Origin of the sequence: Halomonas zincidurans B6, assembly GCF_000731955.1 — a bacterium.
Lineage (GTDB): Bacteria > Pseudomonadota > Gammaproteobacteria > Pseudomonadales > Halomonadaceae > Modicisalibacter > Modicisalibacter zincidurans.
Window position 1 is genome coordinate 2,898,607 of sequence record NZ_JNCK01000001.1, and the last position, 25,881, is coordinate 2,924,487.

A 25,881-nucleotide genomic window follows, 5' to 3' on the forward strand; every position below is an offset into this window, starting at 1 on the left:
AAAACTCATGAAAAAGCGGGCCGCGCCGACGCGAGACCCGCTCCCTGGCTGGCAAGACGCCAAGCGTCCTTCAGCCCATGAATTGCCCGCCGTTGATGTCCAGGTTGGCCCCGGTGATGAACCCCGAGTCACGGTCGGCGAGGAAGCACACCGCCCGCGCGATCTCCTCGGGCTCGCCGAAGCGCTTGACCGGGATACCCTCGCGAATCGACTCGCGGATCTTCTCGGGTATCTTCATGATCATGTCGGTGGCGATGTAGCCGGGGGAGAGAGTATTGACGGTGATGCCCTTGGTCGCGGTCTCCTGGGCCAGCGACATGGTCAGGCCGTGCATCCCCGCCTTGGCCGCCGCGTAGTTGGCCTGCCCGAACTGTCCCTTGCGGCCGTTGATCGAGGAAATGTTGACGATACGGCCGTAGCCGCTCTCGAGCATGTCCTCGAGCACGCAGCGACAGGTGTTGAAGACACTGTTGAGATTGCAGTTGATGACCTCCCCCCATTGTTCGGGGCTCATCTTCTTGAGCGTGGTGTCACGGGTGATGCCGGCGCAATTGACCAGCACGCCGACCGGACCGAACTTGTCGCGAATCTCGCGCACCCCGGCTTCGCAGTCCTCGTAGTCGATCAGGTTGGCACCGGACAGAGCGATGTTCTCGAAACCCTCGGCGCGCTGCTCTTCCAGCCAATGCTTGGCTTTTTCGGGATTGTGATAGCCCGCCACGACCTGGTAGCCCTCCTTGGCCATGGCGCGGCAAATCGCGGTGCCGATGCCACCGGTACCGCCAGTTACCCAGGCGACGGGTGCTGTTTGTGTCATCTTGTCTCCCCCTGAGTCATTTCTATGGGATCGACGCCGAATTTCCATGACGTCTTAGGCAAGGCCAAATGAAGCCGCCTGGAGTCAGTATGGCCGAGACTGGCGGGTCTGCGCGAGCATCCGACAGATGCTTGACTTGGCGTAATTTCCTGGTAATATACGCCACACGATCTGATGCGGGGTGGAGCAGCCTGGTAGCTCGTCGGGCTCATAACCCGAAGGTCGTCGGTTCAAATCCGGCCCCCGCTACCAAATTTGAGAGAGGCAAGTCAGTAACTTACTGGCTTGCCTCTTTTTCGTGGTTACAGCTTTCTTAATGCAGGTACGGCATGAATCGTATCCATAACCCGCTTTTCGACCAAAAAGCTAGAGTGGCTTGCCATCCAGCGAATGCTCCATGATGGCAAGGGTCAAAAAGAAGTGATGTTGGGCAGCCTTGAAGGCTTGGTCACCGTCACGCTTCAGGATCGCCTGTACCAGCATCCTGTCCACCTGAGTTTCTCTGTGAGTGATCATACACTCAAAACCAGGTGGCCAAATTCACTGTGCCACTACAAAAAAACCAAACATGAAAGCCGACACGAACCGTGTCGGCTTTTCGTGTCTGCCCTTCGGCCACCGCTTCAGCCATCTTCACCGACCGGGCCCGCTCCCGCTATCGGACGCGCCAGCCCCACCCGGCCGATGCCCGGCAGCTTGAGCGCCGGTCGCGCCACATCGACGCCCAGCGTCAGCCCCAGCAGGTTCACTTCGATTCCCTCGACCGCGGCCAGGGTCGCCCCCAGCAATCCGTGAAACGAAAACTGATAACCGCTATCGCTAGGCGTGCGCGCCAGCCAGCCGCTCACCAGGTAATCCTTGCCGATGGCCGTCGCCGGCAACGCGACCTCAAGCCCCGGGACCTGGCGAATCACCCAGGCCACGAAGGTGTTGCTATTGGGCCCGGGCCACACGCGATAGCGATCGCGAAACGGATAGCGCTCGACGGCCGCCTCGATGGCCGGGATCAGCGCCGCGGCCTGCGCGCCGCGATAGTCGGCGATCAGTGCGGGGAGACTGCCGTACCAGGCGCGATCGGGGACGCCGGCACGCACCGACACCGTGGGACGCCGCCAGCCAGTGACCTGCAGCACCCGGTAGCGCTGCGCTCCGGGCGGCTTGACCGCCAGCCAGGTATGCGCGCCGAAGGCCCCGCGCCAGCCGAAGGCTCGCGCGGCGTAAACCTGGACTACCGCCTCCCGCATCGCGGCGGGGTCCGGTGCGAGCCCCGCCGAGGAGCGATCGCTAGTTGCCCAGTTGCCTTCCAGTTCGACCTGCGGCCCGGCCAGCATCGCCAGCGGGCCACCGAGCAGCAGCCCCAGGCCGAGCATCAATCCCGCCATCCAGCGACGCCAATGCGTCATATCGCCTCCCCCGCCTCGTAGGGCCGTAATGCATCGCCCGAGTCACCCGCAGCGCTCTTGAATCGATCCCCCGCCGCCCGCATAACTAGGTAAATTTTCCGTTAACCAAGGCTACCATTATGCCGATCGTCGATCCCCGCACCGGAGACCCGCTGAGCACGCCCCAATCCGAGGCGTCAGCAGCTCAGGCAGATCCGTCGCAGTACATCGTTGATGTCGACATGTCGAACTTCCAGCAGGTCGTGCTGGAAGGCTCGATGCAGATCCCGGTGGTGCTCGATTGCTGGGCGCCCTGGTGCGAGCCCTGCAAGAGCCTGACGCCGGTACTCGAAAAACTCGCCCATGAGTATGCCGGCAGCTTCGTGCTGGCCAAGCTCAACATCGAGGACAACCAGCAGATCGCCGCCCAGTTGGGCATCCGCTCGGTGCCCGACGTCAAGCTGATCATGCAGGGCCAGCTCTACGACCAGTTCCAGGGCGCACTGCCCGAGAAGCAGATCCGCGACTGGCTGGGGCAATATCTGAGCGCCCCGCAGGACGCCGAGGCCAGTCCCGAGGAACAGGCCGAGGCGGCACTGGCCGACGGTGACAGCGCCACCGCTCGGGCCATCTACGAGCAGCTGGTGCAGGACTACCCCGATTATCACGATTACCAGATCGGTTTGGCCAGCGCCCTGGTCGGCGAGGGCCGCGCCGACGAAGCGCGAGCGCTGCTCGACAACCTGCCCCCGGAGCATCGCGACGCCGCCAAGACGCGCGGCGTGCGGGCGCGCATCGAATTCGGCGAGGAAGCGCCGGATGCCGAGGAGATCGCCGCGCTCGAAGGCCGCGACGACAGCGAGGCGCGTTTCAAGCGCGCGCTGCGTCAAGTCGCCGATGGTCGCTACGAGGAAGGGCTCGAAGGCTTGCTGGCATTGCTCAAGTCTGACCGCAGCTACGGCGAGGATATCGCGCGCAAGACGCTGTTGCGGGTGTTCGACGCGCTGGGCGCCGAGCACCCGTTGACGGTGACCTATCGCCGCAAGCTGTTTGCGCTGCTCTACTGAGCTGACCGCTCGACGTCATGGACGTATCGGCGATATCAGCGGTCAAGCGTTGCCGAGCACGTCGTCCAGGCGTTGCAGCGCGGCTTCGAGTCGCTCCGGCGTAGTGCCGAAATTGAGCCGTGCGAAGCCCGGCCAGCCGAAGTCGGCGCCATCGGACAGCGCGACCCGGGCCTGTTCGAGCAGGTAGTGTTGCGGGTTGTCGCCGAGCCCCGCGTCGCGCAGGTCGAGCCAGGCCAGGTAGGTGGCCTCGGGCAGCCGGCACGCGACGTTCGGCCAGCCCGCCAGATGGTCGGCGATGCGCTGGCGATTGCCGCGCAGCACCTCGAGCAATGCCTGGCGCCAGGGCTCGCCGTCGCGGTAGGCGACCTCGGCGGCGAGCAGCCCCAGCAGATTGACCTCGGGCATCAACCCGCTCATCGTCGCCTGCCAGCGGCGGCGCAGCGTCGCGTCGCTGATCACCGCGCAGGCGCAGCCCAGGCCGGCGATGTTGAAGGTCTTCGAGGGCGCCCAAAGCGTGACGATGCGCGCGGCCAGGTCGGGATAGAGCGCGGCCAGCGGGCGATGCGGCTCATCATTCAGGATCAGATCGCAGTGCAGCTCGTCGGAGACGATGGTCAGGTCGTGGCGCTCGGCCAGCTCGGCGAGCAGCGCCAGCTCCGCGCGATCCCACACTCGCCCGGTGGGGTTGTGTGGGTGACACCACAACAGCAGCCGGGTCTGCGGAGTGATCGCCGCTTGCAGCGCCTCGCGAGTCAACCGCCAGGGCTCGCCCGCGGCCGGTTCCGCCAACGGCGCCTCCTGGGCGAGCCGGCCGCTGCGCTCGGCGACCTTGAGAAACGGCGGGTAGATCGGCGTCAGCGTCAGCACGCCGTCGCCCGGCTCGGTCAAGGCCAGGCAGGCCAGGTGCAGCGCCGGCACCACGCCGGGCAGCCAGACCTGCCAGTCGGGCTCGATCGGCCAGCCATAATGCTGCGCGCTCCACGCGCACAGTGTGTGACGCAGGCTGTCGGGAGTGGCGTCGTAGCCGAACACGCCGTGTGCGACCCGCGCCTCAAGCGCTTCGACGACCGCCGGCGGCGACGCGAAGTCCATGTCGGCGACCCACAGCGGCAGTACATCGTCGGCGTAGCGCAGCCATTTCTTGGAGGCGTACTGGCGACGGTCGATGGACGTGGCAAAATCGAAGCGCATGCGGGCTCTCGCTTTGTTGAAAGGACCCAGTTGAAAGGACCCAGTTGAAAGGCCGAGTTGAAAGGCCGAGCTGAAAAGGCCGAAAAAACCGATGAGGATTGAAGATGCCTGAAGCCACCTTCTATGCCAAGGCCACGCGCGGCGCTTCGCGGCTGGTCGGTCACTGGCTGCTGATCGGCGCGGCCAGCCCCGATCGGTTGGCGATGATTCTCGCCGACACCGCGCGACTGGCCAAGCTCGGCGAACCCGAGGATACCCCCGACGGGGCCACGTTGAACGCCTGGAGCGGAGACGCCCAGCCACCCCTGTGGGCGGCGCGCACCGCGCTGTTCCTGCTGGTGCAGATGCCTGCCCGCCCGCTGCCGCGCGACGAACTCGAAGCCTGCGCCTGGGCCTACTGCTGGCTGCGCAACCGCGATTTCGAGAGCCTGCCGGATGCACTCGCCGCGTTGCCCGGCCATCTCCACGAGCCATTGCGCGAACCGCTCGAGCAGGCCTTCGTCGACCAGAACAGCCGGCGACTCATCTAATCGCGTTATCCTGAAATTCATTGGCGCCGATCGCCATCCGCGCCCGGCCAATCTGCATTACTTCCCGGAGGTCATCGATGGAGGTTCCCTTCGCCTGGCAGATCGCCAAGCTGCTGGTCTCGGTGGGCATCGTGCTGGGCCTGTCGCTGATTGCCGAGCGCATCAGCACGCGTGTCGCCGGGCTGCTGTCGGGCTATCCGCTGGGCACGGCCGTCGCGCTGTTCTTCATCGGCCTCGAGATCGGCCCTCGGTTCGCCGCCGACAGCGCGGTGTATACCCTGGCCGGCTTCACCGCCACGCTCGCCCTGGGCGCCGGCTATCTGCTGTGTGGTCGGCGCGACGGCCTCGTCGGCGTGCTGGCCGGCAGCGCCGGCGGGCTGGTCTGCTGGCTGGCGGTCAGCGCGGTCCTGGCGAGCGTCGACTTCACCCGCGTGAGCGGCAGTCTGACCACGCTGATCGCGATCGCGCTGTTCAGCGCCCTCTATCGGCGCATCCCCGAGCGACGCACCACCGCGCGGGGCGACTTTTCCTGGTCGGCGCTGATCTTCCGGGCCGCGCTGGCCGCCGCAATCATCTTCCTGATCACCGGCCTGGCGCATGTGCTGCCGCCCGCCTGGGCGGGTCTGCTGTCGGCATTCCCGGTCACCTTCTTCCCGTTCCTGGTCATCCTGCATCTCGGCCACGGCGCGGCGCCCACGGCGACCGTCATCAAGCATTATCCGGCCGGGCTGGGCTCGTTGCTGAGCTATGCGCTGTGCGTCTCGCTGACCTACCCCGCCTGGGGCCTGGCGCTGGGCACCCTGGCCGGCTTTGGCGTCGCCACGCTGTGGCTGTTGGCCTGGACACGCCTGCAGGCCCTGCTCGCCCCCGCCAGCCTGGTGCGCCAGACTTGACCGCGCCCACCGGGCGCTGGATTCTGAATGGCCGACAAGGAGCCCGCCATGTTCACCCGTAGCCTGAACCCGACCTTCAGCGACACCGATGCGTTGGGCCATATCAACAATACCCGCATTCCGGTGTGGTTCGAGTTCGCGCGTAACGACGTCTGCCAGCTGTTCACCCCGGATCTGGATCCGCGGAAGTGGGTGTTGATCCTCGCCCGTATCGAGGTCGATTACCGCGCCGAGCTCTATTTCAATGCGCCGATCGAGATTCGCACCGGCGTGTCGCGGATCGGCTCGAGCTCGTTCACGGTCAGTCAGGCGCTATACCAGAACGGCACGCTGGGCGCCGTGGGCAAGACGGTGATGATCCACTACGATCATCAGGTCAAGCGGGCCAAGCCGATTCCCGACGGCGTGCGTAGTGAGCTGGAAAGCCACCTGATCGACACAGCGGCGTTCGTCTCGTGACGCCGGCGATTCGCGCCCTCGAGCAGGCCGGGGTCGCCTTCACGCTGCACGAATACCGCCACGACCCGGCGACGCCGGGCTACGGACTGGAGGCTGCCGAGGCACTCGGAGTGCCGCCTGCCAGCGTGTTCAAGACGCTGCTGGCGATGCTCGACGGCAAACGCCTGGCGGTGGCCCTGGTGCCGGTATCGCACACGCTCGATCTCAAGGCACTGGCCCGCGCGGCCGGGGCCAAGAAGGCCGGCATGGCCGAGGCCGGCGTCGCCGAGCGCGCCACCGGCTACGTGGTCGGCGGCATCAGCCCGCTGGGCCAGAAGCAACGCCTGGCGACCTTCATCGACGCCAGCGCCGAGGCACTGGAGAGGCTGCACGTCAGTGCCGGCCGCCGCGGGCTGGAGATCAGCCTGGCAACCGCCGACCTGGTGCGGTTCAGCGCGGCGCGCTATGCCGAGCTGGCCCGCTAGGGCCCGCGCCATTCGATCCTGGAGCGATACGAGCATGGCCATTCGCTACGACCTGTGGATCGACCCGGACGACACCGAGCGCCACCGCGCCGTGGAGGCGGATCTCGAGCGCTACTTCGTCGAGCGCTTCGCCGACTACCCGCACATCCGCTTGTTCGGCGACGACCCTTGCGATTATGATGCGCCGTTCAATCGCCTCTACGATGCGCTGATCGCTCGCGCCGACGACTACTGCGAGCGCCAGTGGCGCTACGCGCCTTCCCCGGTGCAGCTCAACCAGGCGTTCTTTCGCGCCGTGGCGCGCTCGAACAAATTCCTGCGGGATCCCTTCGATGCTGATCCGAACCGATGAACGCCCCAACGACCGTCAGCTGGCCCTGATCGCCGAGCAACTGGGCCGCGCGCCGCGCGGCATCCAGGCAATCACTGCCAGCGATGGCGAGGGCACGCCGCTGGTGCTGCGCATGGAATCGATCGTCGACGACAAGCCGTTTCCCACCCTCTACTGGCTGTGCTCGCAGCGTCTCAAGATCGAGCTGTCGCGCATCGAGGCCGCCGGCGTGATCAAGCAGCTCGAGGCGCGCCTGCAGGACGAGCCCGAGTTCCTCGCCGCCTATCACCGCAGCCACGAGGATTACCTCGCCCGTCGCTGGGCGAGCATGCGCGAGGCGCATCGCCAGCTGGCCGAGGCGCGCGGCTACGACGCCTTGTTCCGCGAGCGCGGCATCGGGGGCATCAGCAACTGGGACCAGGTGCGCTGCCTGCACACCCAATACGCCCATCACCTGTCCGGCGACAACGTCATCGGCCAATGGCTCGATCGCGAATACGGCGTGATCGATTGCCTGCCCTGAAGCGACCCATCGCACCGATCTGCCATTGCCTCGAGGAGCACCCCATGCCAAGCATCTGCGTCTACCTGGGCTCGCGCGAGGGCCACGACCCGCGCTTTCGCGACGCCGCCGTGGCGCTCGGCCGCGAGATTGCCGAACGCGGCCTGACGTTGGTCTATGGTGGTGCCCGGATCGGGCTGATGGGCGCGCTGGCCGATGCCACGCTGGCCGCCGGCGGCGAGGTGACCGGGGTCATCCCGCATCATCTGGTCGACCGCGAACTGGCCCACGACGGGCTCACGACGCTGATCCGCGTCGCCGACATGCACGAGCGCAAGGCGAGCATGGCGGCGCACGCCGATGCCTTCGTCGCCCTGCCCGGCGGCATCGGCACGCTGGAGGAGCTGTTCGAGATCTGGACCTGGCAGTACCTGGGGCTGCACGACAAGCCGATCGGCGTGCTCGACGTCGCGGGGTTCTACCGCCCGCTGCTGGGATTCCTCGACCAGGCCGCCGAGAGCGGCTTCCTCGATGCGGCGACCCGGGCCCGGCTGGTCGCGGCCGCGGAACCCGACGCGCTGCTCGATCGGCTCATGCAATCGGCGGGCGTGACCGCATCATCGTAGCCTCGCCGGTCGTCGGCGGCGCGTGGCCGGGGTCGCGTGCGATGCCGATCATGGTCCACCCTGCGCTTGTCGGTAGCGAACCGGGATGCCGATGGCATAGGACAATGACGTGGCCGGCGAGGCTTGGCTACAGTGAGCAGACACACCAGCGAGGAGCAACGGATGTTCGCCATCGCCATCGAAGATGATCAGACGCTGACCTGGCAGCAGCGGGATGCCCCGCGCAGCGAGAGCCCTCACGAGGTACGCATTCGCGTTGCCTGGGCGGGCATGAACCGCGCCGACGTGATGCAGCGGGCCGGTCAGTATCCGCCGCCGCCCGGCGCCTCCGAGATTCTCGGCCTCGAGATCAGCGGCACGGTGATCGACGCCGGCCCGCAGGTGGAGCGCTTGCGCCCGGGCGACAAGGTCTGCGCGCTGCTGGCGGGCGGCGGCTACGCCGAGGAGGTCGTCGTCCACCAGGATCAGGTATTGCCGCTGCCTCAGGGCTTCGGCCTGCGCGAGGCGGCAGCGTTGCCTGAGGTCTACGCCACCGCCTGGCTGAACCTGTTCATGGAAGGCGGACTGCGCCACGTCGAGGGGCGGCCCGAGCGGGTGTTGCTGCATGCCGGGGCGAGCGGCGTCGGCACCACGGCGATCCAGCTGTGCCGAGCCTTCGGCTACCCCTGCTTGGTCACCGCCGGCGACGACGGCAAGATCGCCCGGTGCCGGCAATTGGGCGCCGACGACGGCTGGAATCGCCATCAGGGCAGCTTCGTCGAGACCGTCAAGCAGTGGGGTGGCGCCGACGTGATCCTCGACCCGGTGGGTGCAAGTTACCTGGCCGACAACCAGCAGGTGCTCAATCTGGATGGCCGATTGGTGCTGATCGGCTTGATGGGAGGGCGCTACGCCGAACTCGACATGGGTCGCATGCTGATGAAACGCCAGCGTCTGATCGGCTCGACCCTGCGCAGCAAGTCGCCACAGGCCAAGGGCGCGATCCTCGATAGCCTGCATACGCATGTCTGGCCACGCCTGGCCAGCGGCGAGTTGCGCGCATTGATCGACCGTGACTGGCCGATTCAGCAGGCTGGCGAGGCGATGGCGTACCTGGAAAGCAATACCAGCTTCGGCAAGGTGTTGCTGTCGATCAGCGGCGAGGGCTGAAGCGCGTGAATAGAAGAAGAGGGGGCGGGCGGTGTCGGTCTCAGCACCCGGCGTCGCGGGTACGCAGGTAGGTGAGCTGCAGCAGCCGCGCGTCTTCGCCGGCACGATGACGCTGGATGCCGCGCTCGCGGATCAACGCTTCCTTGGTGCGCTTCCAGCAGCGCAGTTGCGACTCGTCGAGCAGCGAGCGCAGGGCCTCGAGGCGAAAGCGCGGCAGCATGCCGGCATGATGGAACAGCAGCGATAGCCAGGTGCTGTCGTAGCCCCAGCTATCGCTGTAGGCGATGCCGATCTCGGCCAGCTCGTCGTTGAGCCAGCGCGCCACCTCGATCGCCGGGTAGCCCTCGCGCTCGAGCCGGCTGCGCGAAATGCCGTGCAGCAACTCCGCCTTGGGGTCCCAATGGGTCCATTCGTTCTGGGGCTGGATGAGGAAGGCGCAGACGCTGCCGTCGGCCCGGGCCAGACCGACCTCGATGGGATAGCTGCCCCGGCCGAAACCGGACGCTTCGATATCGAGCAGAGTGGGCAGCGTCACATCATCTATCCTTTGTTACCGGCAGCGGCGGCGAGCAATAAAGCCAGTGGAGTCCCGCGCCGCATGACGGCACGGGGCGAGGCTGCCCGACCTGCCCAGCGTACGGGGTTAGACGACGCGAGGCGACCCCTTGAGTGGTGCTCAGTGCGTGAGGGTGCGCTGATCGAGCTGGCCAACCTCGCTGTAGCGCTCGGCAAGCGCCTGCCACTGGGCCGCGCGTTGCGGATCCACGGGCAGCCCCAGCTCGCCGAGACGATAGGCGTGGGCGAGGCGCTCTGCCGCTTGCGGATGCCCGGCTTCACCGGCCCGCGCATACCAGGTCACGGCATGATCGTCACGCCGTGGATACTGAGCACAGCCGTACTCATGGATGCGCCCGGCCTGGTACTGGGCACGACTGTCGCCGGTCTGGGCGGCCTGGAGCACGTAGCGCGCCCCCTTGGCCTTGTCCTGCGGGGTTATGCCGCGATGAAACAGCATATGCCCGTAAACCGACAATGCCGTGACATGTCCCGCTTCCGCACAGCGCTGGAAGAGCCGCAGGGTCAAACGCTGCGTGCGCGGTGAACGGGGTAGCCAGCGGGTGTGGAACAACTGCTCGGCCAGCCGGAACTCAAGCCGGGTGAACAGGGAAGATGGCTGCGCCATGGCGACTAACACCTTGATCGAGTTTGCCTGGGTGACGGCGTCGAGGGTGGCCTGGCCCCTCCCGAGCCAATCCACGCCTCATCTCCTGACTGCCAACCGCCCGGTCTCCGCCGGGGCAACGGGTGGCAAGCATACGCTCCACCCTGGCCCGACTCAACCCCCATTTGCTGCTTCGCAGAGACCCCGTTACCATGCTGTTTTTCCGCCCTTTTCGGAGCCTCGAACATGCAGCAACGAGCGTTAGGCGATACCGGGATCAGTGTCAGCCGGCTCTGCCTGGGGACCATGACCTTCGGCGAGCAGAACAGCGAAGCCGATGCCCATGAACAACTCACTCGGGCCGTGGACGCCGGCATCAACTTCATCGATACCGCCGAGATGTACCCGGTGCCTCCCAGGGCGGAAACCCAGGGGCTTACCGAAGCCTATATCGGCAGCTGGCTCAAGACACGCGGCGGACGCGACGCTCTGATCCTTGCCACCAAGGCGGCCGGTCCGGGGCGCATGGAACACATTCGCGGCGGCGCACAGCTGACCCGCGAGCACATCCAGCAGGCCATCGACGCCAGCCTGCAACGCCTGCAGACCGATTACGTGGATCTTTACCAGCTGCACTGGCCGGCACGCAGCGTCAATATCTTCGGCCAGTTGGGCTATACCCCCGAGTCCGACGAGGACGCCACGCCGCTCGAGGAAACACTGACAGCACTCAAGGAACTGGTCGACGCCGGCAAGGTGCGCGCCATCGGCCTTTCCAACGACACCCCCTGGGGCGTGATGCGCTGCCTGCAACTGGCCGATACCCTCGGTCTGCCGCGTGTCGCCAGCGTGCAGAACCCCTACAACCTGCTCAACCGCAGCTTCGAGGTGGGCCTGGCCGAGATCGCCCATCGCGAGAACGTCGGCCTGTTGGCCTATTCGCCACTGGCCTTCGGCGTGCTGTCGGGCAAGTATCTGGGTGGCGCCCGTCCCGCCGGGGGGCGCATTACCCTGTTCGAGCGCTTTTCGCGCTATACCTCCGAGGCCGCCGAGCAAGCGACACGCGCCTATGTCGATATCGCGCACCGCAACGATCTCGACCCGGCGCAGATGGCCCTGGCCTTCGTCAACTCACGGCCGTTCCTGACCAGCAACATCATCGGCGCCACGACCCTGGAACAGCTCGACAGCAATATCGCCAGCGAAGACCTGGTCCTGTCCCAGGCGGTGCTCGACGAGATCGAGGCCGTACATCGCCGCATCTCCAACCCCAGCCCGTAACTGCAGAGCTATGAGCCCAATAGCGGGAGGCCGATCGGATCCCCGCCAGCGGCTTGATATACTGCCTTGCTGATCATTCGCTTCTGGAGCCCGCCATGCTGAGCGTGATTTCCCCGGCCAAGACGCTGGATTTCGAAACCACCCCGACCACCACGATGCAGACTCAGCCGGACTATCTGGCCCAGAGCCGCGAGTTGATCGACATTCTGCGCGACTATTCGCCCCAGCGACTCGCCGAATTGATGGGGATCAGCGACAAGCTGGCCGGTCTCAATGCCGCACGCTACGCCGAATGGCAGCCTCCGTTCAATCTGGACAACGCCAAGCAGGCCGCGCAGGCCTTTCAGGGCGACGTCTATGTGGGGCTCGACGCGCCCGCCTTCAGCGATGACGACAACGCCTTCGCCCAGGACCACCTGCGCATCCTCTCCGGCCTGTATGGCCTGTTGCGTCCGCTCGACCTGATCCAGCCCTATCGCCTGGAAATGGGCACCCGCCTGCCCAACCCCGCCGGCAAGGACCTTTACGCGTTCTGGCGGCAGCGCCTGACCGACGATCTCGATCGCGCCGTGGCCGACAGCGGCACCCCGGTGCTGGTCAACCTGGCCTCCAACGAGTACTTCAAGGCGATCGACACCAAGCGGCTGTCGTCACGGGTGATCACGCCGGTCTTCAAGGACGCCAAGAACGGTCAGTTCAAGATCATCAGCTTCTACGCCAAGAAGGCACGCGGGCTGATGAGCGCCTGGCTGATTCGCCAACGTCTCGATGAACCCGACGGACTCAAGGACTTCACGGTCGCCGGCTATCGCTATAACGCTACGCTCTCCCGGGGCGACACCTGGGTGTTCACCCGCGAAGCCGCGGATCATCGCTAACCGGGGTCATGGCTGATATCGCTGTGAGCGCTCCGGGTAACGCAGTAGAATGGAAGCCACGCCTTCAAAGCCGCTTCCGGAGAACTCCATGCGCCATTTGTTCATCATGCTGATGGTCGGTCTGCTCGGCTTCGGCCTGGCCGTCGATCACGCCGAAGCCCGCCGTCTCGGCGGCGGCAAGAGTTTCGGCTCCTATTCCCGTTCCACGGCGCAACAGCCCGCCGCCACCCAACGATCAGCGTCGACACCGCAGCGCAAACCCTCGACGGGCCTGTCGCGCTTTGCCGGCCCGTTCGCCGGGCTGCTCGCCGGCGGCCTGCTGGCTTCGCTGTTCTTCGGCGGCGGTTTCGACGGGCTGCGCATGTTCGACATGCTGTTGATCGGTGGTGCCATCTGGCTGGCCCTGCGTCTCTTCAGCCGACGCCGCACGGCTAACGCCGATGGTCCGACCGTCTATCGCAGCCAGCACGACTCGGCTCAAACCGCACATCCCCAGGCCTTTACCCCTCCCGGCAGCGCCGGACTTGGCGCTCAGCCCGAATGGTTCGACAGGACGCGTTTTCTCAACGATGCCAAGGAGCACTACATGGCGCTGCAGCGCGCCTGGGACAATAACGACCTGAGCAAGATCCAGGAATACGTGACGCCCGAACTCTACAACCTGCTACGCGAAGAGCGGGCCAACCAACCGGCCAATAACCGCACCGAAATCGTGCGGCTTTTCGTCGAGCTTGGCGACGTGCAGGAGTACGCTCAGCAAGCCGAAGCCTCGGTGATCTTCCATGGCATCATCGATGAGAATGGCGATCACAACGAGTTCAACGAAACCTGGCACTTGACCCGCGACCTGCGTGAAGGATCGCCCTGGTACGTGCAGGGCATCGAGCAGAACCCCAGCGCCCGAGGCGATTGGGCGCACTAAAAAACCGGGCTTGGGCCTTAATGCCAGTCAGTTAAACCTATCCTCGAAAAGCTGATGATGAGCTCGTCCCGTGTCGGATTTACCGACACGGGACGATTCATGCACTCCAGCGACGCCATTGCGGCCATCGCTAGAGAGCCGGTCCTGGCAGTGTGTTGCGACGTCTTCCACACTGTTCAAAGATCCGCCGATAGAGACATGTGTCGTCGGCGTTCGCTATTTCAGCCAGGGAGGCAATTGCATGACCCAAGCCATACGCTTTCACGAAACCGGCGGCCCCGAGGTACTGCGTTTCGAGGAGCACGACCCCGGCGAACCCGGCGATCAGGAATTGCGCGTGCGCGTCGAGGCCATCGGCCTCAACCGCGCCGAGGCGATGTTCCGGGCCGGCAACTATCTGGAAGACCCGCAGCTGCCGGCGGGCCTCGGCTATGAAGGCTCGGCGGTGGTCGAGGCGGTGGGCGAGGGTGTCACGGGCTTCGCCGAGGGCGACGCGGTGAGCGTGATCCCCGCCTTCTCGATGAACCGCTACAGCCTCTACGCCGAGCGCGCGATCGTTCCCGCCCATGCGGTGGCACCGCGCCCGGCAGGGCTCGACGCAGTGCAGGCCGCAGCGATCTGGATGCCGTTTCTGACCGCCTACGGCGCGCTGATCGACATCGCCCGGCTGTCCCGCGGCGAGGCGGTGATCATCCCAGCGGCGTCGAGCAGCGTGGGCCTGGCAGCGATCCAGATCGCCAATAGCGTGGGCGCGGTGCCGATCGCCGCGACCCGCAGCGCGGCCAAGGCCGACGAGCTGCACCAGGCCGGCGCGGCCCACGTCATCGCCACCCAGGAGCAGGATATCGCCGCCGAGGCCATGCGCATCACCGATGGCGCCGGCGCCCGTGTGGTGTTCGACCCGGTCGCCGGTTCCGGCACGCCGGCACGGGTCGATGCCATGGCGCCTTATGGCACCTACTTCGTCTACGGCGCCCTGAGCGGCGAACCGACGCCGTTCCCGATGATCGCCGGCATGAACAAGGCGCTGACCATGCGCGGCTATACGCTGCTCGAGATCATCGCCGATCCGGAGCGTTTCGAGGCCGGCAAGCGCTTCATCTACGCCGGGGTCGAAGCGGGCGATTTCAAGCCGATCGTCGCCCGCACGTTCCACTTTGCGGATATGCCCGACGCCCACCGCTACCTGGAATCCAACCAGCAGTTCGGCAAGATCGTCGTCAGCGTGCCGTGATCAGAACTCTCTGCGACAAAACAAGGAGCCCGCAGCGAATGCGGGCTCCAGGCCAAGCTCGGGCTAGAACGGGATCTCGTCGTCGAAATCGTCGAAGCTGCCGGGCTGCGGGGCGCCGTAATTGCCGCCCTGCTGAGCGCCGCCCTGTTGACCGCCCTGTTGACCGCCCTGGGCCGGCGGGCGCTGCGGCTGCGGCGGAGCATTGTCGGCATAACCGCCCTGCTGGCCACCCTGAGGCGCGTAACCAGCCTGCTGGGATTGTTGCTGGGGAAAGTCGCCGCCGCGTGAATCGAGCATCTGCATGTCGTTGGCGACGATCTCGGTGCTGTACTTGTCCTGGCCGTTCTGGTCCTGCCACTTGCGCGTCTGCAGGCGACCCTCGATATACACCTTGCCGCCCTTCTTCAGATACTGCTGGGCGATCTCGGCGAGCTTGTTGAACAGCACCACGCGATGCCATTCAGTACGCTCCTGGCGCTGGCCGCTCTGACGATCGGTCCAGGTATCGGTGGTCGCCAGGTTCAGGTTGGCCACCGCCGTTCCCGACGGCGTGAAGCGCACTTCGGGGTCCTGACCCAGATTGCCGATCAGAATGACCTTGTTAACACCACGGGCCATGGTTGACTCCTTGCTAGTGTGCGGGCGCTCATGCGCCCCTTGAATCGTGTCGGGTGCCGGCCACGCGGGCCAGCGCCTCGGCGTCCAGTCGTTGGCGGTCGACCTTGAGGTAAGCGACGCGTTCCTCGGGCACGACGAGTACGTCCTCGACGCCCGCCACGTCGGCGAAGCGGGCCATCAGCGTATCCAGAGCGTCGGCGGGATGCTCGTCCAGCGTCACGATCTCGCTGGACAGATGGCGCGGCGCGGGCATCTTCCAGATCACCGCCAGCCACACGGCACCCAGCAAGGCACCGCCCAGGAACACTGCATCATACCCGAAACGCTGCGACAGGGCCCCACCCAGCACCCCACCCAGGAAGGCGCCGAGGAACTGGCTGGTGGAGTAGACGCCCATTGCGGTGCCCTTGGCGCCCGCCGGAGCGAGCTTGCTGATCATCGATGGCAGGGTCGCCTCGAGCAGATTGAAGGCGACGAAGAAGGCCCACAGCAGGCCGATCAGCGTCCAGCGCTGGTGGCCGAGCTCGCCGAGCGCCAGCAGCACCAGCGTCATGCCCGCCACCGCGCCGATGAAGGTCGACTTCATGCGCCGGCGTTTCTCGGCGACGATCACCAGCGGCACCATGCCGACGAAGGCCAGGCCCATCACCGCCAGATAGACCCAGCCCTGGCTGGCCGCCTCGATGCCCACGTTGACCAGCCGGAACGGCACGGCAACGAACGCTGCGGTGAGGATCGTATGCAGCGCGAAGATCGAGAAATCCAGTCTCAGCAGGCTGGAGCTGGTCAGCGTGATGCGCAACTGCTGACGGTCGAGGCCGACGTCCTGGTGGCGCGCCACCCGCGGCGCCGCCGGAACCAGCCGCCAGAGTACCAGCAGGCTCGCCAGGGCGAGCACGGCAGTCAACCAGAACACGCTGGTCAGGCCGAACTGGGCGGCCATCAGCGGGCCCACGACCATGGCGATGGCAAACGCCACGCCGATCGACAGGCCGATGGTGGCCATCGCCGCGGTACGGATCTCCTCGCGGGTCTGATCGGCGAGCAGCGCCATGATCGCCCCGGCCACCGCGCCACTGCCCTGCAGGCAACGGCCGACGATCACCGTGGCGATCGAATCCGCCTCGGCGGCGATCACGCTGCCCAGCGCGAACAGCAGCAGGCCGCCGGCGATCACCACCTTGCGACCGATACGATCGGACAGCAACCCGAAGGGGATCTGGAAAATGGCCTGGGTCAGGCCGTAGGCGCCCAGCGCCAGGCCCACCAGCAGCGGCGTCGCGCCGGCGAGGTCTTCGGCGTACAGCGCCAGCACCGGCAGCACCATGAACAGGCCGAGCATGCGCGTGGCGTAAAGCCCGGCGAGCCCGGAGATGGCGCGGCGCTCAGAGGTCAACAGTCGAGCAGTCATGGCAGGTCGCAGTCTGGGTGAACGGGAAGGAAAACAGCGTGCGAGTTGCGTCGACCGGCAGCGGTCGCGCGCCTCAACTATTCTACCGGTTCGCCCGTCGTCGGGAAAAGCCGCGGGCCATCTAGCGACAGCGGTTTGCTCGCTGCGCGTTTTGCCGGGCCTTCGCTCGACGCCGTATAATCGCTCTTTTGCGCGCTTACGAGGTGGCAATGGACAAGATTCAGGTCCGTGGGGCCCGCACCCACAACCTCCAGAACATCGATGTCGAACTGCCGCGCGACCGGTTGATCGTGGTCACCGGGCTGTCCGGCTCGGGCAAGTCGTCGCTGGCCTTCGACACGCTCTACGCGGAGGGTCAGCGGCGCTACGTCGAATCGCTGTCCACCTACGCGCGCCAGTTCCTGTCGATGATGGAAAAGCCCGACGTCGATCATATCGAGGGGCTGTCGCCGGCGATCTCGATCGAGCAGAAGTCGACCTCGCACAATCCGCGCTCGACGGTCGGCACCATCACCGAGATCTACGACTACCTGCGCTTGCTGTTCGCCCGCGCCGGGACGCCGCGCTGCCCCGAGCACGACATCGATCTCGAGGCGCAGACCGTCTCGCAGATGGTCGACCAGGTGCTGACGCTGCCCCAAGCCAGCAAGCTGATGCTGCTGGCGCCGGTGATCAAGGGCCGCAAGGGCGAGCACCTGCAACTGCTCGCCGAGCTGCGCGCCCAGGGCTACGTGCGCGCGCTGGTCGACGGCCAGGTCCATGAGTTCGACGAGATCCCGCCGCTGGACAAGAACAAGAAGCACGACATCAGCGTGGTGGTCGACCGCATCAAGGTGCGCGACGACCTGCAGCAGCGCCTCGCCGAATCGTTCGAGACCGCGCTGAATCTCGCCGACGGCATCGCCATCGTGCACTTTATGGACGGCGAGCGCGACGACATCACCTTCTCGGCGCGCTTCGCCTGCCCGGTGTGCGGCTATTCGATCGCCGAGCTCGAGCCACGGATGTTCTCGTTCAACAACCCGGCCGGCGCCTGCCCGACCTGCGACGGCCTGGGCAGCCAGCAGTATTTCGACGCCGACAAGCTGATCAGCCACCCCGACCTGTCGCTGGCCGAGGGCGTGATCAAGGGCTGGGATCGGCGCAGCGTCTACTATTTCAACCAGTTACAGGCCCTCGCCAAGCACTACCGCTTCAAGCCCGAGACGCCGTGGAACGAGTTGGCTCGCCACGAGCGCGAGATCGTCCTGCATGGCAGCGGCGACGACGACATCGCCTTCAGCTACGTCAACGACCGCGGCCGCAAGGTGACCCGCGAGCACCCGTTCGAGGGCGTGCTGCCCAACATGCAGCGGCGCTATCGCGAGACCGAATCGAGCATGGTCCGCGAGGACCTGGCCAAGTACCTGGCGGTACAGCCCTGCCCGACCTGTCACGGCAGCCGCCTGCGTCGCGAATCGCGCCACGTGTTCATCGACGATCACACCCTGCCGGAGATCGTGCGCTTCCCGATCGGCGACGCCTGGCGCTATTTCCAGGCGCTCGCGCTGCCCGGTCGCAAGGGCGAGATCGCCGCCAAGATCGTTCACGAGATCCAGGCCCGCCTGGAATTCCTGGTCAACGTCGGGCTCGACTATCTCAACCTCGAGCGTAGCGCCGAGACGCTGTCCGGCGGCGAGGCCCAGCGGATTCGTCTGGCCAGCCAGATCGGCGCCGGCCTGGTGGGGGTGATGTACATCCTCGACGAGCCGTCGATCGGCCTGCATCAGCGCGACAACGACCGCCTGCTCAAGACCCTCGAGCGGCTGCGCGACCTGGGCAATACGGTGATCGTCGTCGAGCACGACGAGGAGGCCATCCGCGCCGCCGATCACGTGCTCGACATCGGCCCCGGCGCCGGCGTCCACGGCGGGCGCATCGTCGCCCAGGGCACCCCGGGTGACATCGAGCAGTGCGGGGAGTCGCTGACCGGCCAGTACCTGGCCGGCACCCGGCGCATCGACGTGCCGCCCTATCGCATCCCTGGCCACCCCGACAAGGTCCTGCGACTGAGCGGCGCCCGCGGCAACAACCTGCAGAACGTCGATCTCGAACTGCCGCTGGGACTGTTCGTCTGCGTCACCGGGGTGTCGGGCTCGGGCAAGTCGACGCTGATCAACGCAACGCTGATGCCGATCGCCGCCCGCGAGCTCAACCGGGCCACCTCGCTGACCCCGGCGGCGTACGATCGCATCGAGGGGCTCGAGCGGCTCGACAAGATCATCGACATCGACCAAAGCCCGATCGGGCGCACGCCGCGCTCCAACCCGGCAACCTACACCGGCATCTTCACGCCGATCCGCGAGCTGTTCTCGGGCACCCAGGAGGCGCGTTCGCGGGGCTACAAGCCGGGCCGCTTCAGCTTCAACGTCAAGGGCGGGCGCTGCGAGGCGTGCCAGGGCGAAGGCATGATCAAGGTCGAGATGCACTTCTTGCCCGATATCTACGTGCCCTGCGACGTCTGCAAGGGCAAGCGCTACAACCGCGAGACCCTGGAGATTGCCTACAAGGGCAAGAACATCCATGAAGTCCTCGAGATGACCATCGAGGAGGCGCTGGCGTTCTTCAGCCCGGTCCCGGCGATCGCCCGGCGCCTGCAGACGCTGATGGACGTGGGGCTGTCCTACGTGCGCCTGGGCCAGAGCGCGACCACGCTGTCGGGCGGCGAGGCGCAGCGCGTCAAGCTGGCCCGCGAGCTGGCCAAACGCGATACCGGACAGACGCTGTACATCCTCGACGAGCCGACCACCGGGCTGCATTTCGAGGACATCCGCCAGTTGCTCGGCGTGCTGCACCGCCTGCGCGATCATGGCAATACCATCGTGGTGATCGAGCACAACCTCGACGTGATCAAGACCGCCGACTGGCTGATCGATCTCGGCCCCGAGGGCGGCTCCGGTGGTGGCCGGATCATCGCCGAGGGCACCCCGGAGCAGGTCGCCGAGCGCGAGGACTCGCACACCGGGCGCTTTCTCAAGCCGCTGCTGGAGAAGCGGGCAACGAGCCGCGAGCCGCGAGCCGCGAGCCGTGCGGAGAGCTGATCAGGCTCGAAGCCCGAAGCCCGAAGCCCGAAGCCCGAAGCCCGAAGCCCGAAGCCCGAAGCCCGAACGCAGCATAAAAGAAGACACCCCCGCAGCACAGCCACGGGGGTGCCTTCTTCAAGCTGCGGGAAGCGCAGCGACGCTCTTCACGCTTGCCGCTAAAAAAACCGGCTCCCTGAGGGAGCCGGTTTGGGTATCGCGAAGCGCGCCGAGGATCACTCCTCGCCGGCGGCTTCCTCGATGACCGGGCGGTCGAGGAGCTCGACGTAGGCCATCGGCGCGTTGTCGCCGGTGCGGTAGCCGCACTTGAGGATGCGCACGTAACCGCCGGGGCGGTTGACGTAGCGCGGACCCAGCTCGTTGAAGAGCTTGCCGACCGCATCCTTGGAGCGGGTACGGCTGAAGGCCAGGCGACGGTTGGCGACGCTGTCCTGCTTGGACAAGGTGATCAGCGGCTCGATGTGACGACGCAGTTCCTTGGCCTTGGGCAGGGTTGTCTTGATGACTTCGTGCTCGACCAGCGAGACGCACATGTTCTTGAACATGGCGTGGCGGTGCGAGCTGGTACGATTGAGGTGACGACCACTCTTACGATGACGCATGGTTGTGATTCCTTAACTGGAGCTCGAGTCGACGCTCACGCGGAGGCCTTGTCGTCCTTGAGGCTGGACGGCGGCCAGTTTTCCAGCCGCATGCCCAGAGACAGGCCGCGCGCTGCCAGGACGTCCTTGATCTCGTTCAGAGACTTCTTGCCGAGGTTGGGAGTCTTCAGAAGCTCGACTTCGGTACGCTGAATGAGATCGCCGATGTAATAGATATTCTCGGCCTTGAGGCAGTTGGCGCTGCGAACGGTCAACTCGAGATCGTCTACGGGGCGCAGCAAGATAGGATCGATATGATCCTGCTCCTCTTCAACTTCCTGTTCCTTGTCGGCTTCCAGATCGACGAACGCACCCAGCTGCTCCTGCAGGATGGTTGCGCTGCGACGGATCGCCTCTTCCGGATCCAGGGTGCCGTCGGTTTCCAGGTCGATGACCAGCTTGTCGAGGTCGGTGCGCTGTTCGACGCGCGCCGCTTCGACCGCATAGGAAACCCGACGTACGGGGCTGAAGGTCGCATCCAGCTGCAGGCGACCGATGGTGCGAGACTCGTCATCCGCGCCGGCACGAGTATCCGCGGGCTCATAGCCACGTCCACGCGCCACCTTGAGCTGCATCTTCAGCTCGGCGCCTTCGTTGACGTGAGCGATCACGTGCTCGGGATTGACGATATCGACATCATGGTCGGTGGCGATGTCGCCGGCCGTGACGACACACGGGCCCTGCTTGTTCAGCGAGAGCACCGCTTCGTCGCGGCTGTGCATCTTGATCGCCACGTCCTTGAGGTTCAGGAGGATCTCGATGACATCTTCCTGGACCCCTTCGATCGCACTGTATTCGTGCTCAACACCGGCGATTTCCGCTTCCACCACGGCACAGCCGGGCATGGAAGACAGCAGGATGCGACGTAGAGCATTCCCCAGGGTGTGACCGAAACCGCGCTCGAACGGCTCGAGCACGATCTTCGCGTGGTGCGCGTTGATCTCTTCGACCTTGATATCGCGAGGACGGAGAAACTCTGTCACTGAACGCTGCATATGAACACCTTTCAGGCTGCCAAACGGATACTCGGTACTCGGAGCCGGGCGCGCGGCGCGCTCCCGGCATCACGCGTGGGACGCTGATTACTTCGAGTACAGCTCGACGATCAGGTTTTCGTTGATGTCGGCAGACAGGTCGCCGCGTTCCGGGACAGCCTTGAAAGTGCCTTCCATCTTCTTCGAATCGACATCGATCCAGGTCACGTCGCCGCGCTGACCGGACAATTGCAGGGCGTGCTGGATACGCGCCTGGTTCTTGGCCTTTTCACGCACGGTGACGACGTCGCCGGGACGGACCTGATAGGACGCCACGTTGACGCTGCGACCATTGACCGCGATCGCCTTGTGGCTGACCAACTGACGCGCCTCGGCACGCGTGGAGCCGAAGCCCATGCGGTAGACGACGTTGTCCAGTCGGGATTCGAGCAGTTGCAGCAACAACTCGCCGGTCGCGCCCTTCATGCGGGCCGCTTCCTTGTAGTAGTTGCGGAACTGGTTCTCGAGCACGCCGTAGATACGACGCACTTTCTGCTTCTCGCGAAGCTGCAAGCCGTAGTCGGAAAGACGCTGACGGCGCTGGCCGTGCACACCCGGGATCTGCTCGGATTTGCACTTCTTCTCGAAGGGAGTGACACCGCTCTTGAGGAACAGGTCGGTGCCTTCACGACGAGACAGTTTGCACTTCGGTCCAATATAACGAGCCATGAGTCTGTCTCCTTAAACGCGGCGTTTCTTCGGCGGACGGCAGCCGTTGTGGGGAACGGGCGTCGCGTCGGTGATGCTCTGCACGCGGAAGCCGGCGGCATTCAATGCGCGCACGGCGGACTCACGGCCAGGACCGGGGCCCTTGACCAGCACGTCGACGTTTTTCACACCATACTCGGCTGCAGCAGTCGCTGCACGTTCGCTTGCCACTTGAGCAGCGAACGGGGTGCTCTTGCGAGAACCACGAAAACCCGAACCACCGGCAGTCGCCCAGGAGAGCGCGTTGCCCTGGCGGTCTGTGATCGTCACGATCGTGTTGTTAAAAGAGGCATGGATGTGGGCTACCGCATCCACTACCTGCTTTTTAACCTTTTTTCGGTTACTACGCGGGTTAGCCATGTTGATGTTTCTTCCTGTCTTAACGCCAGAACATGCGTTTTATTTGCGAATCGGTTTGCGCGGGCCCTTACGGGTACGCGCATTGGTCTTCGTGCGCTGGCCGCGCAGGGGAAGACCACGACGATGACGCAGACCACGATAGCAACCCAAGTCCATCAGACGCTTGATATTCAGCGTCGTGTCGCGACGAAGGTCACCTTCCACGGTGTACTTGCCGACCTCGGTACGCAACGCATCTACCTGCTCGGCAGACAGATCCTGCACCTTGGCGGTGGGTACGATGCCGACCGCGGCACAGATGTCCTGCGCGCGAGTACGGCCAATCCCGAAGATATAGGTCAGCGAGATCGCCGCATGCTTGTTGTCCGGGATATTGACGCCTGCAATACGGGCCATCAGCTTACTCCGAAATTTGAGCGGCTTGCTCGTTTGTTCATCTACAAAAGGCGCGAAAGCTTACACCTTTGTCCCTCCCGAGACAAGGGTGCAAGCCGGCGCCCGCTTTCGGTCAGCGTCAGGGATTGAATCAGCCCTGGCGCTGCTTGTGCCGCGGCTCGGTGCAGATGACGCGGACCGCGCCATTGCGCCGAATGATCTTGCAGTTACGGCACATTTTCTTGACGGAAGCTCGAACTTTCATCGTTCTCTCCATTGCGCGGTCGGCGTGCGCGCTCAGCGCATCAGGCCGCCGCTTCCGTAGCCTTTCAGGTTGGACTTCTTCATCACCGACTCGTACTGGTTCGACATCAGATGCGATTGAACCTGGGCCATGAAGTCCATGATGACCACCACCACGATCAGCAAGGAGGTTCCGCCGAAGAAGAACGGAACGTTCCAGGCAATGATCAGGAACTGCGGCATCAGGGAAACAGCGGTGATGTAGAGGGCACCGAACAACGTCAAGCGGGTCATGACCTTGTCGACGTAGCGAGCGGTCTGCTCGCCGGGGCGGATGCCCGGAAGAAACGCGCCTGACTTCTTGAGATTGTCAGCCACATCCTTGGGATTGAAGACCAGCGCTGTATAAAAGAAGCAGAAGAATACCACTGCCGCGGCGAAAAGCAATATGTACAGCGGCTGCCCCGGGCCCAGCGACTGCGAGATCACCTGCAACCACTCGAAGCCTTCGGCGGAGCCCATCCACTGTCCGATCGAGGCCGGAAACAGCAGGATGCTCGAGGCGAAAATCGCCGGAATGACACCGGCCATATTGACCTTGAGCGGCAAATAGCTGCTCTGCCCCGCATACATCTTGTTGCCGACCTGACGGCGAGGATAGTTCACCGTGATGCGGCGTTGGCCACGCTCGATGAACACCACGAAGGCCACGGTAGCGATCGCCAGCAGCGAGAGCGCCAACAGCGGCAGCACGTTCCAGGCGCCATCGTTGCGCGCCAGCTCGAAGGACTGCCCGATCGCGCCCGGCAACCCGGCGACGATGCCGGCGAAGATAAGCAGCGAAATGCCGTTGCCGATCCCCTTCTCGGTGATCTGCTCGCCCAGCCACATCAAAAACACCGCACCGGCGACGAACGACACGATCGCCGTGAAGTAGAAGCTGAAATCGCTGGTGTAGGTCACGCCCTGCCCGACCAGACCGACTGCCATGCCGGTCGCCTGAATCAACGCCAGCAACACGGTCCCGTAACGGGTGTACTGGCTGATCTTGCGCCGGCCGGCCTCACCTTCTTTCTTCAGCTGCTCAAGCTGAGGCGAGACCGCCGTCAGAAGCTGCATGATGATCGACGCGGAGATATATGGCATGATCCCCAACGCCAGAATGCTCATGCGCGACAGCGCACCCCCGGAGAACATGTTGAACATGCCCAGGATGGTGCCCTGGTTTTCCCTGAACAAGGCAGCGAGCTGGTCAGGATCGATACCGGGCACGGGGATATGGGCACCGATGCGATACACCACGATGGCGATGAACACGAAGCGCAAGCGCGCCCAGAGTTCACTCAAGCCGCTTCCCCCCATTGCCGGCATGTTTCCTGACTTAGCCATTTATTCCTCGACCTTGCCGCCGGCGGCTTCGATCGCGGCACGGGCACCCTTGGTGACCTTGAGTCCGCGCACGCTAACCGCCTTGTTCAGTTCGCCGGAAAGGATCACCTTCGCGAATCGCGTGGCGTCCTTGAGCACGTTGGCCTGCTTCAGCGTTTCCAGATCGACGATCTCGCCTTCGACCTTGGCCAGCTCGCCGAGACGCACTTCCTCGGAAACCAGCGACTTGGCCGACGTGAAGCCGAACTTGGGCAGCCGACGCTGAAGCGGCATCTGGCCACCCTCGAAGCCCGGCTTGACGCTGCCACCGGAACGAGATTTCTGGCCCTTGTGGCCACGACCGCCGGTCTTGCCCAGACCGGAGCCGATGCCACGACCGACACGCTTTTCGGCGTGCTTGGAACCCGGAGCCGGGCTCAGGCTATTGAGTTTCATGGATCACTCTCCCTCAACACGAACAAGGTAATTGACCTTGTTGACCATACCGCGTACGGCCGGGGTGTCTTCCAACTCGACGGTGTGCCCGATGCGGCGCAGCCCAAGACCCTTCATGGTGGCCTTGTGCTTGTTCAGAATGCCGATGGTGCTGCGCACCTGAGTAACCTTGATCAAAGCTGCCATGGTGCCTTACCCCGCGATCTCTTCGACGGACAGGCCGCGCTTGGCGGCGATGTCGTCCGGTGACTGCATGGCGGAGAGACCGTTGATGGTCGCGCGCACCACGTTGACCGGATTGGTGGAGCCGTAGCACTTGGCCAGGACGTCATGGACGCCGGCCAGCTCGAGCACGGAGCGCATGGCACCGCCGGCGATGATCCCGGTACCTTCGGAAGCCGGCTGCATGAACACCTTGGAGGCGCCGTGACGGGCCTTCACCGGGTACTGCAGCGTGCTGCCACGCAGGTTGACCTTGACCATGTTGCGGCGCGCCTGGTCCATCGCCTTCTGGATCGCCACCGGCACTTCACGCGCCTTGCCGCGGCCGAAGCCGACCCGGCCGTTGCCGTCACCGACGACGGTCAGCGCGGTGAAACCGAAGATACGGCCACCCTTGACCACTTTGGCGACACGGTTGACCTGCACCAGCTTCTCTTGCAGGTCGCCGCCTTTCTGTTCGATATTCGCCATCGTTAA

Annotated in this window: 31 protein-coding genes and 1 tRNA gene; 15 read left to right on the forward strand and 17 right to left on the reverse strand. The window is 65.0% G+C overall.

The window, feature by feature from the left end; all coding sequences use genetic code 11:
* Positions 1 to 70 precede the first annotated feature (70 nt).
* Positions 71 to 817, reverse strand: coding sequence for an acetoacetyl-CoA reductase (gene phbB / locus HALZIN_RS0113515; protein WP_031384735.1), 747 nt, complete (start codon positions 815 to 817; stop codon positions 71 to 73).
* Between the two features lie 175 nt (positions 818 to 992).
* Between phbB and HALZIN_RS0113520 the strand changes: the two genes are divergently transcribed.
* A tRNA-Met gene (locus HALZIN_RS0113520) sits at positions 993 to 1,069 on the forward strand.
* Positions 1,070 to 1,440: 371 nt separating this feature from the next.
* Here HALZIN_RS0113520 and HALZIN_RS0113530 read toward each other — a convergent pair.
* On the reverse strand, positions 1,441 to 2,220 hold the full coding sequence (locus tag HALZIN_RS0113530; RefSeq protein WP_031384736.1) for a DUF3750 domain-containing protein: 780 nt from the start codon (positions 2,218 to 2,220) through the stop codon (positions 1,441 to 1,443).
* Between the two features lie 119 nt (positions 2,221 to 2,339).
* Between HALZIN_RS0113530 and HALZIN_RS0113535 the strand changes: the two genes are divergently transcribed.
* Complete coding sequence (locus HALZIN_RS0113535) at positions 2,340 to 3,266, forward strand: tetratricopeptide repeat protein (protein ID WP_031384737.1); 927 nt, start codon at positions 2,340 to 2,342, stop codon at positions 3,264 to 3,266.
* 42 nt (positions 3,267 to 3,308) lie between these two features.
* On the opposite strand, the gene HALZIN_RS0113540 is transcribed toward HALZIN_RS0113535, so the two are convergent.
* On the reverse strand, positions 3,309 to 4,457 hold the full coding sequence (locus HALZIN_RS0113540; protein ID WP_031384738.1) for a MalY/PatB family protein: 1,149 nt from the start codon (positions 4,455 to 4,457) through the stop codon (positions 3,309 to 3,311).
* Between the two features lie 104 nt (positions 4,458 to 4,561).
* Here HALZIN_RS0113540 and HALZIN_RS0113545 point away from each other — a divergent pair, with 104 nt between their 5' ends.
* The 8 genes from HALZIN_RS0113545 to HALZIN_RS0113580 all read left to right on the forward strand — a co-directional run bounded on the left by HALZIN_RS0113545 (position 4,562) and on the right by HALZIN_RS0113580 (position 9,411).
* Positions 4,562 to 4,987, forward strand: coding sequence for a hypothetical protein (locus HALZIN_RS0113545; protein WP_031384739.1), 426 nt, complete (start codon positions 4,562 to 4,564; stop codon positions 4,985 to 4,987).
* 77 nt (positions 4,988 to 5,064) lie between these two features.
* On the forward strand, positions 5,065 to 5,880 hold the full coding sequence (locus HALZIN_RS0113550; protein ID WP_051907526.1) for a hypothetical protein: 816 nt from the start codon (positions 5,065 to 5,067) through the stop codon (positions 5,878 to 5,880).
* 48 nt (positions 5,881 to 5,928) lie between these two features.
* The gene (locus HALZIN_RS0113555; protein WP_031384741.1) at positions 5,929 to 6,339 is read left to right on the forward strand and encodes an acyl-CoA thioesterase; all 411 of its coding nucleotides are present in this window, start codon (positions 5,929 to 5,931) and stop codon (positions 6,337 to 6,339) included.
* The gene (gene ybaK / locus HALZIN_RS0113560; protein ID WP_031384742.1) at positions 6,336 to 6,803 is read left to right on the forward strand and encodes a Cys-tRNA(Pro) deacylase; all 468 of its coding nucleotides are present in this window, start codon (positions 6,336 to 6,338) and stop codon (positions 6,801 to 6,803) included. Before HALZIN_RS0113555 ends, ybaK begins: the two co-directional genes overlap by 4 nt.
* A gap of 34 nt (positions 6,804 to 6,837) precedes the next feature.
* Positions 6,838 to 7,155: a hypothetical protein gene (locus HALZIN_RS0113565; RefSeq protein WP_031385300.1), complete on the forward strand. Its 318-nt coding sequence runs from the start codon at positions 6,838 to 6,840 to the stop codon at positions 7,153 to 7,155.
* On the forward strand, positions 7,136 to 7,657 hold the full coding sequence (locus HALZIN_RS0113570) for a DUF501 domain-containing protein (RefSeq protein ID WP_031384743.1): 522 nt from the start codon (positions 7,136 to 7,138) through the stop codon (positions 7,655 to 7,657). Before HALZIN_RS0113565 ends, HALZIN_RS0113570 begins: the two co-directional genes overlap by 20 nt.
* A 44-nt stretch (positions 7,658 to 7,701) precedes the next feature.
* Positions 7,702 to 8,262, forward strand: coding sequence for an LOG family protein (locus tag HALZIN_RS0113575; protein WP_031384744.1), 561 nt, complete (start codon positions 7,702 to 7,704; stop codon positions 8,260 to 8,262).
* Positions 8,263 to 8,424: 162 nt separating this feature from the next.
* Complete coding sequence (locus HALZIN_RS0113580) at positions 8,425 to 9,411, forward strand: NAD(P)H-quinone oxidoreductase (protein WP_031384745.1); 987 nt, start codon at positions 8,425 to 8,427, stop codon at positions 9,409 to 9,411.
* Between the two features lie 40 nt (positions 9,412 to 9,451).
* Here the strand turns inward: HALZIN_RS0113580 and HALZIN_RS0113585 are convergent, their stop codons facing one another.
* Together HALZIN_RS0113585 and HALZIN_RS0113590 are read right to left on the reverse strand one after the other, a co-directional pair.
* The gene (locus HALZIN_RS0113585; protein WP_031384746.1) at positions 9,452 to 9,946 is read right to left on the reverse strand and encodes a 3'-5' exonuclease family protein; all 495 of its coding nucleotides are present in this window, start codon (positions 9,944 to 9,946) and stop codon (positions 9,452 to 9,454) included.
* Positions 9,947 to 10,087: 141 nt separating this feature from the next.
* Positions 10,088 to 10,594: a tetratricopeptide repeat protein gene (locus HALZIN_RS0113590; protein ID WP_031384747.1), complete on the reverse strand. Its 507-nt coding sequence runs from the start codon at positions 10,592 to 10,594 to the stop codon at positions 10,088 to 10,090.
* Positions 10,595 to 10,819: 225 nt separating this feature from the next.
* Between HALZIN_RS0113590 and HALZIN_RS0113595 the strand changes: the two genes are divergently transcribed.
* From HALZIN_RS0113595 to HALZIN_RS0113610, 4 genes are all read left to right on the forward strand, one after another.
* Positions 10,820 to 11,854 (forward strand): NADP(H)-dependent aldo-keto reductase, encoded by a 1,035-nt coding sequence (locus HALZIN_RS0113595; protein ID WP_031384748.1) that lies wholly within the window; start codon positions 10,820 to 10,822, stop codon positions 11,852 to 11,854.
* Positions 11,855 to 11,949: 95 nt separating this feature from the next.
* Positions 11,950 to 12,732: a peroxide stress protein YaaA gene (gene yaaA / locus HALZIN_RS0113600; RefSeq protein ID WP_031384749.1), complete on the forward strand. Its 783-nt coding sequence runs from the start codon at positions 11,950 to 11,952 to the stop codon at positions 12,730 to 12,732.
* A gap of 88 nt (positions 12,733 to 12,820) precedes the next feature.
* Entirely contained in the window at positions 12,821 to 13,654 is an 834-nt protein-coding gene (locus HALZIN_RS0113605; protein ID WP_031384750.1) for a Tim44 domain-containing protein, read from the forward strand.
* 241 nt (positions 13,655 to 13,895) lie between these two features.
* Positions 13,896 to 14,888: a zinc-dependent alcohol dehydrogenase family protein gene (locus HALZIN_RS0113610; protein WP_031384751.1), complete on the forward strand. Its 993-nt coding sequence runs from the start codon at positions 13,896 to 13,898 to the stop codon at positions 14,886 to 14,888.
* Between the two features lie 63 nt (positions 14,889 to 14,951).
* Here the strand turns inward: HALZIN_RS0113610 and ssb are convergent, their stop codons facing one another.
* Positions 14,952 to 15,506: a single-stranded DNA-binding protein gene (gene ssb / locus HALZIN_RS0113615; RefSeq protein ID WP_031384752.1), complete on the reverse strand. Its 555-nt coding sequence runs from the start codon at positions 15,504 to 15,506 to the stop codon at positions 14,952 to 14,954.
* A gap of 28 nt (positions 15,507 to 15,534) precedes the next feature.
* Positions 15,535 to 16,917 (reverse strand): MFS transporter, encoded by a 1,383-nt coding sequence (locus tag HALZIN_RS0113620; RefSeq protein ID WP_031384753.1) that lies wholly within the window; start codon positions 16,915 to 16,917, stop codon positions 15,535 to 15,537.
* Positions 16,918 to 17,126: 209 nt separating this feature from the next.
* On the opposite strand from HALZIN_RS0113620, the gene uvrA reads away from it, so the two are divergent.
* Positions 17,127 to 19,997, forward strand: coding sequence for an excinuclease ABC subunit UvrA (gene uvrA / locus HALZIN_RS0113625; RefSeq protein ID WP_031384754.1), 2,871 nt, complete (start codon positions 17,127 to 17,129; stop codon positions 19,995 to 19,997).
* Positions 19,998 to 20,212: 215 nt separating this feature from the next.
* On the opposite strand, the gene rplQ is transcribed toward uvrA, so the two are convergent.
* The 10 genes from rplQ to rpsE all read right to left on the reverse strand — a co-directional run bounded on the left by rplQ (position 20,213) and on the right by rpsE (position 25,875).
* Positions 20,213 to 20,599, reverse strand: a complete 387-nt coding sequence (rplQ, locus tag HALZIN_RS0113630; protein WP_031384755.1) for a 50S ribosomal protein L17 — start codon at positions 20,597 to 20,599, stop codon at positions 20,213 to 20,215.
* A gap of 35 nt (positions 20,600 to 20,634) precedes the next feature.
* The gene (locus HALZIN_RS0113635; protein WP_031384756.1) at positions 20,635 to 21,633 is read right to left on the reverse strand and encodes a DNA-directed RNA polymerase subunit alpha; all 999 of its coding nucleotides are present in this window, start codon (positions 21,631 to 21,633) and stop codon (positions 20,635 to 20,637) included.
* A gap of 87 nt (positions 21,634 to 21,720) precedes the next feature.
* Entirely contained in the window at positions 21,721 to 22,341 is a 621-nt protein-coding gene (gene rpsD / locus HALZIN_RS0113640) for a 30S ribosomal protein S4 (RefSeq protein ID WP_031384757.1), read from the reverse strand.
* 12 nt (positions 22,342 to 22,353) lie between these two features.
* Entirely contained in the window at positions 22,354 to 22,740 is a 387-nt protein-coding gene (gene rpsK, locus HALZIN_RS0113645; protein ID WP_011505752.1) for a 30S ribosomal protein S11, read from the reverse strand.
* Positions 22,741 to 22,779: 39 nt separating this feature from the next.
* Positions 22,780 to 23,136, reverse strand: coding sequence for a 30S ribosomal protein S13 (rpsM, locus tag HALZIN_RS0113650; RefSeq protein ID WP_031384758.1), 357 nt, complete (start codon positions 23,134 to 23,136; stop codon positions 22,780 to 22,782).
* A gap of 130 nt (positions 23,137 to 23,266) precedes the next feature.
* Positions 23,267 to 23,380: a 50S ribosomal protein L36 gene (gene rpmJ, locus HALZIN_RS0113655; protein ID WP_031384759.1), complete on the reverse strand. Its 114-nt coding sequence runs from the start codon at positions 23,378 to 23,380 to the stop codon at positions 23,267 to 23,269.
* Positions 23,381 to 23,412: 32 nt separating this feature from the next.
* On the reverse strand, positions 23,413 to 24,747 hold the full coding sequence (gene secY / locus HALZIN_RS0113660; protein WP_031384760.1) for a preprotein translocase subunit SecY: 1,335 nt from the start codon (positions 24,745 to 24,747) through the stop codon (positions 23,413 to 23,415).
* A complete protein-coding gene (rplO, locus tag HALZIN_RS0113665; RefSeq protein ID WP_031384761.1) occupies positions 24,748 to 25,182 on the reverse strand; it encodes a 50S ribosomal protein L15 in 435 nt (144 codons plus the stop codon).
* A gap of 3 nt (positions 25,183 to 25,185) precedes the next feature.
* Positions 25,186 to 25,368: a 50S ribosomal protein L30 gene (gene rpmD / locus HALZIN_RS0113670; RefSeq protein ID WP_031384762.1), complete on the reverse strand. Its 183-nt coding sequence runs from the start codon at positions 25,366 to 25,368 to the stop codon at positions 25,186 to 25,188.
* A 6-nt stretch (positions 25,369 to 25,374) separates the two neighbouring features.
* Entirely contained in the window at positions 25,375 to 25,875 is a 501-nt protein-coding gene (gene rpsE / locus HALZIN_RS0113675) for a 30S ribosomal protein S5 (RefSeq protein WP_031384763.1), read from the reverse strand.
* Positions 25,876 to 25,881 lie beyond the last annotated feature (6 nt).

Coding starts and splice junctions, on each gene's coding strand:
- phbB (WP_031384735.1), bottom strand. CDS start 817: ATGACACAAACAGCACCCGTCGCCTGGGTAACTGGCGGTACCGGTGGC.
- HALZIN_RS0113545 (WP_031384739.1), top strand. CDS start 4,562: ATGCCTGAAGCCACCTTCTATGCCAAGGCCACGCGCGGCGCTTCGCGG.
- HALZIN_RS0113550 (WP_051907526.1), top strand. CDS start 5,065: ATGGAGGTTCCCTTCGCCTGGCAGATCGCCAAGCTGCTGGTCTCGGTG.
- yaaA (WP_031384749.1), top strand. CDS start 11,950: ATGCTGAGCGTGATTTCCCCGGCCAAGACGCTGGATTTCGAAACCACC.
- HALZIN_RS0113620 (WP_031384753.1), bottom strand. CDS start 16,917: ATGACTGCTCGACTGTTGACCTCTGAGCGCCGCGCCATCTCCGGGCTC.
- secY (WP_031384760.1), bottom strand. CDS start 24,747: ATGGCTAAGTCAGGAAACATGCCGGCAATGGGGGGAAGCGGCTTGAGT.
- rpmD (WP_031384762.1), bottom strand. CDS start 25,368: ATGGCAGCTTTGATCAAGGTTACTCAGGTGCGCAGCACCATCGGCATT.
- HALZIN_RS0113575 (WP_031384744.1), top strand. CDS start 7,702: ATGCCAAGCATCTGCGTCTACCTGGGCTCGCGCGAGGGCCACGACCCG.
- rpsK (WP_011505752.1), bottom strand. CDS start 22,740: ATGGCTAACCCGCGTAGTAACCGAAAAAAGGTTAAAAAGCAGGTAGTG.
- HALZIN_RS0113565 (WP_031385300.1), top strand. CDS start 6,838: ATGGCCATTCGCTACGACCTGTGGATCGACCCGGACGACACCGAGCGC.
- HALZIN_RS0113595 (WP_031384748.1), top strand. CDS start 10,820: ATGCAGCAACGAGCGTTAGGCGATACCGGGATCAGTGTCAGCCGGCTC.
- HALZIN_RS0113535 (WP_031384737.1), top strand. CDS start 2,340: ATGCCGATCGTCGATCCCCGCACCGGAGACCCGCTGAGCACGCCCCAA.
- ssb (WP_031384752.1), bottom strand. CDS start 15,506: ATGGCCCGTGGTGTTAACAAGGTCATTCTGATCGGCAATCTGGGTCAG.
- HALZIN_RS0113530 (WP_031384736.1), bottom strand. CDS start 2,220: ATGACGCATTGGCGTCGCTGGATGGCGGGATTGATGCTCGGCCTGGGG.
- HALZIN_RS0113605 (WP_031384750.1), top strand. CDS start 12,821: ATGCGCCATTTGTTCATCATGCTGATGGTCGGTCTGCTCGGCTTCGGC.
- HALZIN_RS0113570 (WP_031384743.1), top strand. CDS start 7,136: ATGCTGATCCGAACCGATGAACGCCCCAACGACCGTCAGCTGGCCCTG.
- rpsE (WP_031384763.1), bottom strand. CDS start 25,875: ATGGCGAATATCGAACAGAAAGGCGGCGACCTGCAAGAGAAGCTGGTG.
- HALZIN_RS0113635 (WP_031384756.1), bottom strand. CDS start 21,633: ATGCAGCGTTCAGTGACAGAGTTTCTCCGTCCTCGCGATATCAAGGTC.
- HALZIN_RS0113610 (WP_031384751.1), top strand. CDS start 13,896: ATGACCCAAGCCATACGCTTTCACGAAACCGGCGGCCCCGAGGTACTG.
- rplQ (WP_031384755.1), bottom strand. CDS start 20,599: ATGCGTCATCGTAAGAGTGGTCGTCACCTCAATCGTACCAGCTCGCAC.
- rpsD (WP_031384757.1), bottom strand. CDS start 22,341: ATGGCTCGTTATATTGGACCGAAGTGCAAACTGTCTCGTCGTGAAGGC.
- HALZIN_RS0113540 (WP_031384738.1), bottom strand. CDS start 4,457: ATGCGCTTCGATTTTGCCACGTCCATCGACCGTCGCCAGTACGCCTCC.
- uvrA (WP_031384754.1), top strand. CDS start 17,127: ATGGACAAGATTCAGGTCCGTGGGGCCCGCACCCACAACCTCCAGAAC.
- rpsM (WP_031384758.1), bottom strand. CDS start 23,136: ATGGCCCGTATTGCAGGCGTCAATATCCCGGACAACAAGCATGCGGCG.
- HALZIN_RS0113555 (WP_031384741.1), top strand. CDS start 5,929: ATGTTCACCCGTAGCCTGAACCCGACCTTCAGCGACACCGATGCGTTG.
- rpmJ (WP_031384759.1), bottom strand. CDS start 23,380: ATGAAAGTTCGAGCTTCCGTCAAGAAAATGTGCCGTAACTGCAAGATC.
- HALZIN_RS0113580 (WP_031384745.1), top strand. CDS start 8,425: ATGTTCGCCATCGCCATCGAAGATGATCAGACGCTGACCTGGCAGCAG.
- rplO (WP_031384761.1), bottom strand. CDS start 25,182: ATGAAACTCAATAGCCTGAGCCCGGCTCCGGGTTCCAAGCACGCCGAA.
- HALZIN_RS0113590 (WP_031384747.1), bottom strand. CDS start 10,594: ATGGCGCAGCCATCTTCCCTGTTCACCCGGCTTGAGTTCCGGCTGGCC.